The following is a 1,525-nucleotide window of genomic DNA, read 5'->3' as shown; positions in this document are numbered from 1 at the left end:
GACCCGAATGGCACTTACTTAAGACGCTGACCGACGCCTAGTCGGTTGATTTACAAGAAAACGGACGATGGAATGCGGTATTGTGTAAGTCGCGAAACCACACACAAACCGCAAACCCATCGCCCGCTTTCATGACATATCCTACTGCTCCCCTTCCTCAGTGCCAACAGCGCCGTGTCGCGCACCATGCCAGCCGCCCGGATCATACCGAGCTGCGTGCCCAGCTCCATGCCGCCTTCGCCGCCTCCGGCCTTGATGAGGTGCTGCCTGCCTGTCGCCACCGGCTCTTTCCTCCTGTCACCACTCTGGAGACCTTCATCTCGCAAGTCCTGGATGCCGACGCCTCCTGCCAGCAAGCCGTCAATCGCGTCATGCTGAACCGGCAGCGCGACCAACAGCGCCTGGGGAGTGTCCGCACCGGCGCCTATTGTCGGGCTCGCCAGCGCCTGCCGGGTACCATGGTGGGCAACCTGGCGCGCTACCTTGGCAAACACCTGGCAGATGAGGTGCCCTCTGCCTGGTCCTGGCAGGGTCGGCCGATCAAGCTGATCGACGGTACCACGGTGTCGATGCCGGACACGCCCGAGAACCAGCAGCGCTTTCCTCAGCAAACCAGCCAGAAGCCCGGTCTCGGGTTCCCGACCGCCCGGCTGGTGGCCATCCTGGACTTGAGCAGCGGGGCTATCCTCAATGCGGCGATGGGGCCCGTGAAAGGCAAGGGCACGGGAGAGCATGCCTTGCTGCGGGAGATGCTCGACACCTTTGAGTCAGGCGACCTCGTTATTGCCGACCGTTACTACCCCTCCTATGCGCTCATCGCGGAGCTGAAAGCCCGCGGTGTCGATGTGGTCATGCGCCAACACGTTGGCCGCCAGACCGACTTTCAGACAGGGAAGAGGCTGGGTGACAAGGACCACATCGCCACCTGGCAGAAACCGAAGAACCGGCACGAGTGGATGAGCCGAGAAGCCTTTGATGCCTTGCCCGACACCATGCCGGTCAGGGAGCTGGCCGTCGGGAACATGGTCATCGTCACGACACTGTGCTCCTCCAGGCAAGCGCCACGCCAGCAGATCCAGGCGCTCTACAAGGAGCGCTGGCAGATAGAGCTGAGCTTCCGGGATATCAAGACGACACTGGGCATGGAGGTGCTGCGCTGCAAGACGCCCGCCATGGTGGAGAAGGAAGTCTGGATGTATCTGTTGGCGTATAACCTGATCCGCCGGGTGATGGCGCATTCCAGCGAGTGGGCGGACCGGCTACCCCAGCAAGTCAGTTTCAAGCATACGTTGCAGATTTTCCGGCAGATAGCGACACGTTCACCGCTAACGGACGAGGAGCGCCAGAGCGTAATGGGACAAATCACCGCGATTCGAGTGGGCCAGCGGCCGGATCGGCTGGAGCCAAGGGCCATCAAACGGCGGCCCAGGCCCCACCGGTTATTGAAAATGCATCGCCACCAAGCTCGTGAGGAAATCCAACTATACGGACATCCGAAAAAGCTTAAGTAAGTGCCATTCGGGTC

General features: G+C 61.2%; 1 protein-coding gene. It reads left to right on the top strand.

Translation table 11 applies throughout. The annotated features are described in order from the left end of the window. Positions 1 to 131: 131 nt before the first annotated feature. Complete coding sequence (locus MKP05_RS21100) at positions 132 to 1,511, top strand: IS4 family transposase (protein WP_240570113.1); 1,380 nt, start codon at positions 132 to 134, stop codon at positions 1,509 to 1,511. The last annotated feature ends 14 nt before the right edge of the window (positions 1,512 to 1,525 follow it).

Origin of the sequence: Halomonas flagellata (genome assembly GCF_022487945.1) — a bacterium.
Lineage (GTDB): Bacteria > Pseudomonadota > Gammaproteobacteria > Pseudomonadales > Halomonadaceae > Halomonas > Halomonas flagellata.
Note: the sequence above shows the minus strand (reverse complement) of the source record. Positions and strands in the feature narration are given on the sequence as shown.